Source organism: Plasticicumulans sp., assembly GCF_035331805.1.
In the GTDB taxonomy this organism is placed as follows: Bacteria; Pseudomonadota; Gammaproteobacteria; order Competibacterales; family Competibacteraceae; genus Plasticicumulans.
In genome coordinates, this window is sequence record NZ_DAOLKE010000164.1 from 1 (window position 1) to 7,877 (window position 7,877).

Here is a 7,877-nt window from a genome sequence, read left to right on the forward strand (position 1 = left end):
AGTCCTCCGCTTCCATGATCCGCTGCCACAGCCGCTCGACACCGTCGCGGTAGGGTTTCAACTCGTCGCCGGTGATCGTCGCCGGCTCGTCACGAAGTTTCGCCAGATGCGCGCGGCGGCGCAGCTGCCGGTAGGCGTCACGCAGCAGGTTGGCGTCGGCCGAGCGCAGGATGCCGGTGGCTTCGAGCGCGGCGAGCTGGCGGACGTTGTCGGTGTAGCGCACGAGGATCGGCTCCTCGGCCGTGTGGGCGAGCACCAGGTACTGGACGATGAACTCGATGTCGGCCATGCCGCCGCGGTCCTGCTTCAGGTGGAAGGCGGCCGGATTGCGCGAGCCGAGGTGCTCGCGCATCTTCTCGCGCATCTCGCGCACCTCGCGGCGCAGCACGGCCGGTTCGCGCACGCGGGCGAGGACTTCCTGACGCAGCGCGCAGAAGCGCTCGGCGATCGCCGCCGAGCCGGTCACGGGGCGCGCGCGCACCAGCGCCTGATGCTCCCAGGTCCAGGCCCCGGCGCGCTGGTAGGCGGCGTAGCCGTCGATGCTTGCGACCATCATGCCGGCGCGACCGCTCGGGCGCAGGCGGGTGTCGATCTCGTAGAGCACGCCGGCCCCGGTCGGCGCGGTCAGCACGTGGATCAGGCGCTGCGCGAGCCGCGCGAAGAACGTGGCGTTGTCGAGCGGACGCTCGCCGTCGGTTTCCTGCTCCTCGCCGGCGGAATCGTGCAGGAACACCAGATCGAGGTCCGAGCCGTAGCCGAGTTCGAGGCCGCCGAGCTTGCCGTAGGCGATGATCGCGAAGCCGGCGGTGCGCGCAACGCCGTCGACGACGCAGCGCGGCAGGCCGTGGCGGACGGTGACGTCGGCCCAGGCCTGCACCAGCGCCTCGTGCAGCAGGGTCTCGGCGATCGCGGTCAGGTGATCGCTGACCACCATCAGCGGCAGCGCCCCGCTCACGTCGGCGGCGGCGACGCGCAGCACGTTGATCTGCTTGAACTGGCGCAGCACCAGCAGGTGCGCCTCGTGATCGCCTTCGGGCACGCGCGACAGCATCTGCCGGACCTCGGCGGCGAGCGCCTCGGGGCCGGGCGGCGCATAGAGCACGGCCGGGTTCAGCAGCTCATCGAGCAGCACCGGGAAGCGCGTCAGCTGCTCGGCGATCCACGGGCTGGCCCCGGCGAGCGCGACCAGCTGGCCCAGCGCCACCGGCTTCTCGTGCAGCAGCGCCAGATACACCGAGCGGCGCGCGACGGCTTCGAGCAGCGGTGCCAGCCTCGCCAGCGTCACCGCCGGCTGCGGGCCGTTGCCGGCCTCGCGCAGCAGCGCCGGCATCAGCCGGTCGAGCCGCTCGCGGCCGTGCGCGCTCATCGAGCGGTACGCGAGACTGCCCCGCAGCCGGTCCAGCGCTTCGAGCGCGGCCGGCGGATGGTCATAGCCGGCGGCGGTGAGCCGCGCGGCGGCGGCCTCGCGGCTGACCGTCTCGTGCCAGACCGCCGCCAGCGCGGCCATGCCCTCGGCGACCGGCGCCTCGCGCCCGAGCGCGAACACCTGCGCGAAGCGTTCGGCGACGAAGCTGCGGTGCGCATCGAGCGTCTGGCGGAAGGCCGGCCAGTCGGCAAAGCCCATCGAGAACGCCAGCCGCAGCCGGCCGGTGTCGTCCTCGGGCAGGCGGTGGGTCTGGCGGTCCTGCCAGGCCTGCAGGCGGTTCTCGGTGCGGCGCAGGCAGTCGTAGGCATGCTGCAGGCGATCGACGGCGTCCTCGGGCAGCCGGCGGCTGTCGGCGAGCCGCTCAAGCACCTCGCGGATGCCGCGCACGCGCAGCGGCGGCTCGCGTCCGCCGTAGATCAGCTGGAAGGCCTGACCGATGAACTCGATCTCGCGGATGCCGCCGGGGCCGAGCTTGACGTTGTCCTGCAGGCCCTTGCGCTCGACCTCCTGCGCGATCATCGCCTTGAGGTTGCGCAGGCTCTCGAAGGCGCCGTAATCGAGATAACGGCGGAACACGAAGGGCCGCAGCGTCTCCAGCAGGCGCTCGCCGGCTTCGAGGTCGCCGGCTATCGCCCGCGCCTTGATCATCGCGTAGCGCTCCCAGTCGCGGCCCTGCGACTGGTAGTAGGTTTCGAGCGCCGCGAAGCTCGCCACCAGCGGCCCGGAATCGCCGAACGGCCGCAGGCGCATGTCGACGCGGAACACGAAGCCGTCGGCGGTCAGCGCATCGAGCACGCGGATCAGCTTCTGCGCCAGACGCAGGAAGAACTCCTGGTTCTCCAGCGGCCGCGGGCCGGCGGTGCTGCCGTGCTCGGGGAAGGCGAAGATCAGGTCGATGTCGGACGAATAATTCAGCTCGCGCCCGCCGAGCTTGCCCATGCCGAGCACGACCAGCCGCTGCGCGCGCCCGCGCTCGTCGCGCGGCTCGCCGTGGCGCCGGCTCGCCGCGTCGTACAGCCAGGTCAGCGCGGCATCGACGCAGGCATCGGCGAGCGCGCTCAGGTCTTCGAGGGTTTCGGTGAGCTTCGCCGCGCCGGACAGATCCCGCCAGGCGATGCGCACCATCTCGCGCCGGCGCAGCGTGCGCAGGCGCGCCGACAGCACGGCCTCATCGGAACAATCCGCGAGCGCCGCAGCCACGCGCCCGCCGATCGCGCCGGGCATGTCGGGCGCCGCGAGCGCCTCCCCGGCGATCAGCCCGGCGAGCAGGCGCGGCGTGCGCGTGCAGTTTTCGGCGACGAAGTCGCTGCAGGCCCAGACCCGGACCAGCGCGGCGTGCCAGCCGGCGGCAACCGGTTCGATGCCGTCGCGTGCGCAGGCCTCGCAGTAGCGCTGCCAGTGCAGGGCCACGCCCGGACGCAGTGGCTGCGGCACGGTGGCCAGTACGGAATCGAGTTCATGCATGGTGGTGCGCCTCCTGCCGGCGTCTGCACCGAAGGGGTGCATCGGCGCGGCAGGCTCCAGCGTAGCCGCCGGTGCGCGCGCTGGCAGCCGGCGCGTGGCCGCCGGCTGACGCAGGTCAGTGCAGGGTGGCCGGGCTCACTCGCCGCCGAGCATCTGCGCGACCGGCAGCTCCACGCCGTTCAGCGTCAGCTTGCGCTCGCGGTAGTCGATGACGGTGCTCAGGCGCCCGTCGGCACGCTTGAGCCAGCCCTGCGCGAGCAGCTGCGCGAGGTTTTCGTCGTAGACCTGCCGGGCGCGCTCGGCGACCTGCTGCGGGTCGGGTTCGGGCAGCGGCGTGTCGGGCTCGGTGCCGGCCTCCGGGCGGTCCGGATCGGCCTGGGCACCGGCCTCCTCCTGCTGCATGCGGCGCTCCATCTCGGCCATTTCGGCCTCGTTGGCCATGGCCGTGTGCACCTGCTCGGTGACCAGCGCAAGCACGAAGGACTCCGGCACCGCCACCTGCCCCTGCGCGGCCTGCAGGTACTGCAGCGCGGCATCCGGCGCCGACGGATCGGTCGGGGGCTGCAGCGTCAGGGCCAGCCGCGCATCGAGCGGCAGCGGCTCGCCGGTCTTCTCGATGTGCACGTTCTCGAAGGCGAGCACCGGGTGGTGAGGCAGGAATTCCATCATCGCCGCGATCAGGGCCGTCGGATCGGGCGTGCTGCCGGGGCTCAGGGTCGAGAACTCGTCGCCGGCGCGCTGCAGCTTCAGCAGCGTCGGCCCGTGCAGGCGCGAGGCGACGAGGCTCAGCTCGCCGCGGCCCTGCGGCTTGCCGTCGAGCTCCAGCGCCTCCAGCGCGAAGCGTTCGCGGAAGCCGAGGTATTCGCCGTCCTCGGTGGCGAGCACCTGGATCGTGAAGCGGCTGAGCTTCAGGTTGCTCGGCTCCTCGCCGGCACCGCCGGTCACGTGCAGCTCGTCGAGCCCGACATTGGCATCGCCGATCAGCAGCGTCGTCTGGCCGCGCTTCTGGCGGCTGTCGCCGCGCAGGCCGCTCAGCGTCACGTCGGTCGGGCCGGCGAGGCCGATGACGTGCGTGACCAGCCGGTCGAGCCGGAAATCGGCATCGACGCTCGCGAGCCCCGGCGTGGCGGTCGCCGTGAAGCGCAGGCCCTCGATGCGGCCGGAATCGGCGCCGGCGTTGCCGGCCTCGCCCCAGGCGAGCGCCGGGGCGTCGATCAGCAGGTCGATCGTGTCGAGCGCCTCGCGCAGGAAGGCCTGCGGCGGCAGATTGTCCTCGGCCGGCGGGCGCAGGCCGATCAGCAGCCGGCCGGTGACCGGCTGCTGGCCGGGCAGGCGCAGGTCGATGTCGGTGAAGCCGAAGCGCGGCCGGGCCGCGATCGCCTTGCGCCCGATCGCCGCGAGCTGCGCCTGCATGGCCGGCTCCTCGATCGAAGCCGGGCCGCCGGCCTGCGCCAGCGTGCGGTAGAAGCCGCGCAGGTCATCGAGCGCGGCGCGCGCCAGCCGCTCGCCGACCAGCGTGAAGCGCAGCGGCCCGACGTTCTGGCCGTGCGCGAGCACGCGCTCGACCGAGAAGGCCTCGCGCAGGTCGTAGAGCTGGCCGTCGGCACTCGCCAGCGTCACGCGCACCTGCGGCTGCTCGAAGGCGGCGAGCGGCTCGCCGCTGCCATCACCGACCGCGATGCGCTGCGCGGCGATCGTCGCCTGCCCGGGCCAGTAGCCCCCGGCCTGCACGGTCTGGTCAAAATCGAACTTCAGCCCGCCGGCATCGACGATGCGCGGCTCGCGCGGCAGCGGCCCCTGCGGGCTCGGCGGCGGCGTCTGGCTGCCTTCATCGGCCGAAGGGGCCGCGCCGGTGGCGGCATCGGGCAGCTCGGGCACCGCCGGTGCCTCGGGCGGCGGGGCGGCGACGCTGAAGCGCAGCGTCAGGCCGTCGCCGTGCAGTTCGCCGCGCAGATGCCGCTGGCGGTCGAGCACGTAGCGGCCGGTGAGCGGCTTCAACTGCAGCGCGTCACCGCTGGCGGCATCGGCGTAGTCGAGCGCGGCGATCGTCACGTCGTGCGTGCTGCCGCCATCGAAACCGATCTGCGAATCGATGCGCGCCGCCTCGGGAGCGCTGCGCAGCCCCGGCAGCGCCGCGGCACTGGCCGGATCGACGTGCAGCGTCGTGCGCATCGCGCCGAGGCGTGGCGTCCAGCGGCCTTCGGCGAGCCAGTCAGCCGGTGCGATCGGGCCGTGCTGGACGCGGTGTTCGGCGATCAGCGCCAGCGGCGGCGCATCGGCGGCGGCGAACGGCGCCCGCCATTCGATGCGCGTGCGCGCCGTGGCGCTGAACAGGCCGCGCTCGTAGGCGAGGCTGCTCGCGTGCAGGCCGGCCTGCGGATCCTCCAGCGTTGCGAGCCAGTCGCGGTACTGGCGTTCCGCCTCGCGCCCGCCCCACGCCGCCCCGCCGACGACGCCGGCCACGGCCACCGCCACCAGCCCCACGCCTGCCCAGATCGCCTTGCCCATGATGTCCGCCATGCCTCGATGCGGCGCCCTCCGCCGCGCAGGCCGCGAGTATTCCACACGCCGGCGGAGCCTGCGGTACGGCACCGGCCGCAGGCAGCCCCGAAAAGACAGAGCCCCGCCGAAGCGGGGCTCTGGTCAGGCGAGGCGGCCGCACGCGGGCGGCCGCCGGCGCACGGACTTACATCATGTCCATGCCGCCCATGCCACCCATGCCGCCCATGCCACCGGCGGCCGGCTCTTCCTTCTTCGGCAGCTCGGCGATCATGGCTTCGGTGGTGATCAGCAGGCCGGCGACCGAGGCGGCGTTCTGCAGCGCCGAACGGGTGACCTTGGTCGGATCGAGGATGCCCATCTCGATCATGTCGCCGTAGACGCCGGTCGCGGCGTTGTAGCCGTAGTTGCCCTCACCGCCGGCGACGGTGTTCAGGATCACCGACGGCTCCTCGCCGGCGTTGGCGACGATCTGGCGCAGCGGCTCTTCCATCGAGCGCAGCGCGATCGCGACGCCGACGTCCTGATCGTGGTTGTCGCCCTTGACGCCCTTGATCGCCTGCAGCGCGCGGATCAGCGCGACGCCGCCGCCCGGGACCACGCCTTCCTCGACCGCAGCGCGCGTGGCGTGCAGCGCGTCCTCGACGCGGGCCTTCTTTTCCTTCATCTCGACTTCGGTCGCGGCACCGACCTTGATCACGGCGACACCGCCGGCGAGCTTGGCGACGCGCTCCTGCAGCTTCTCGCGGTCGTAGTCGGAGGTGGCTTCCTCGATCTGCGCGCGGATCTGCTGGACGCGGGCCTTGATCTCGGCCTCGGAACCGGCGCCGTCGATGATCGTGGTGTTTTCCTTGGCGACGACGACCTTCTTGGCGGTGCCGAGGTCGGCGAGCGAGGCCTTCTCCAGCGTCAGGCCGACTTCCTCGGAGATCACCTGGCCGCCGGTCAGGATCGCGATGTCCTGCAGCATGGCCTTGCGGCGGTCACCGAAGCCCGGCGCCTTGACGGCGGCGACCTTGACGATGCCGCGGATGGTGTTGACGACCAGCGTCGCCAGCGCCTCGCCCTCGACATCCTCGGCGATGATCAGCAGCGGCTTGCCGGACTTGGCGACGCCTTCGAGCACCGGCAGCAGGTCACGGATGTTCGAGACCTTCTTGTCGCAGAGCAGGATGTACGGGCCGTCGAGCTCGGCGGCCATCGACTGCTGGTTGTTGATGAAGTACGGCGACAGGTAGCCGCGATCGAACTGCATGCCCTCGACGACATCGAGCTGGTTCTCCAGGCCCGAACCGTCCTCGACGGTGATCACGCCTTCCTTGCCGACCTTGGCCATCGCGTCGGCGATGATGCGGCCGATCTGCTCGTCGCCGTTGGCGGAGATCGCGCCGACCTGGGCGATCGCCTTGTCATCGGCGCAGGGCTTGGACAGCTTGGCGAGTTCGCCGACGGCGGCCTGCACGGCCTTGTCGATGCCGCGCTTGAGGTCCATCGGGTTCATGCCGGCCGAGACCGACTTCATGCCTTCGCGGACGATGGCCTGCGCCAGCACGGTCGCGGTCGTCGTGCCGTCGCCGGCGACATCGGAAGTCTTCGAGGAGACTTCCTTGACCATCTGCGCGCCCATGTTCTCGAACTTGTCGGACAGTTCGATTTCCTTGGCGACGGAGACGCCGTCCTTGGTCACGGTCGGGGCGCCGAAGGCCTTGTCGAGCACGACGTTGCGGCCCTTCGGACCGAGGGTGACCTTGACCGCGTTGGCCAGGATGTTGATGCCGCGCACCATGCGCGAACGGGCGTCATCACCGAACTTTACGTCTTTGGCAGCCATTGCTTCGGAAACCTCGGGAATTCTGGATGGAATTCAGGAAATGAATTCTGGAACGGACGAACGGGTGATCAGGCAGTCAGGCGATCGGCGGCGGGCGCCGGATCACTTCTCGATGACGGCCATGATCTCGTCCTCGCGCATCACGAGGACTTCGTCGCCGTCGATCTTGACTTCGCTGCCCGAATACTTGCCGAACAGGACGTGGTCACCGACCTTCACGTCGAGCGGGCGCACGTCGCCGTTCTCGAGAATCTTGCCGCGACCGATCGCGAGCACGGTGCCGCGCGACGGCTTCTCGGCTGCGTTGCCGGGCAGGACGATGCCACCGGCGGACTTGGTCTCTTCCTCGACACGCTTGACGATGACGCGGTCATGCAGGGGGCGCAGGCTCATGCGAATCTCCTCAGAAATACGAGGGTTGGGTTGTGGAGGACGGGCGGTGCCGGACTTGTTAGCACTCACCTTGAGCGAGTGCTGATATTAGGCAGCGACTGTCCCCTGTCAAGGGACGCAGCCGGAAATGGGGCCGCACAGGCGGCTTTCAAGAGCGCCGGGAATGGGCAGCGGACCCCGGACGCCGCCGTCCCCGGGCCGGCGGCGTCAGTCCTCGCGCCGGTACTCGCCTTCCAGGGTCTGCGGTCCGCGCGCGCCCGGTGC

Annotated in this window: 4 protein-coding genes; all 4 read right to left on the minus strand. The window is 71.3% G+C overall.

Translation table 11 applies throughout. From position 1 onward, the window contains the following. Positions 1 to 2,890, minus strand: a 2,890-nt coding sequence (gene glnE, locus PKE44_RS11960; protein ID WP_324551440.1) for a bifunctional [glutamate--ammonia ligase]-adenylyl-L-tyrosine phosphorylase/[glutamate--ammonia-ligase] adenylyltransferase, incomplete at its 3' end; no start/stop codon positions are given. 135 nt (positions 2,891 to 3,025) lie between these two features. After that, positions 3,026 to 5,410, minus strand: a complete 2,385-nt coding sequence (locus tag PKE44_RS11965) for a DUF945 family protein (protein WP_324551442.1) — start codon at positions 5,408 to 5,410, stop codon at positions 3,026 to 3,028. Positions 5,411 to 5,576: 166 nt separating this feature from the next. Further along, positions 5,577 to 7,220 carry a chaperonin GroEL gene (groL, locus tag PKE44_RS11970; RefSeq protein WP_324551443.1) on the minus strand — a complete coding sequence of 548 codons (1,644 nt, stop codon included), beginning with the start codon at positions 7,218 to 7,220 and terminating at the stop codon, positions 5,577 to 5,579. A 102-nt stretch (positions 7,221 to 7,322) separates the two neighbouring features. Beyond that, positions 7,323 to 7,613, minus strand: coding sequence for a co-chaperone GroES (groES, locus tag PKE44_RS11975; RefSeq protein WP_324551446.1), 291 nt, complete (start codon positions 7,611 to 7,613; stop codon positions 7,323 to 7,325). Positions 7,614 to 7,877: the final 264 nt, after the last annotated feature.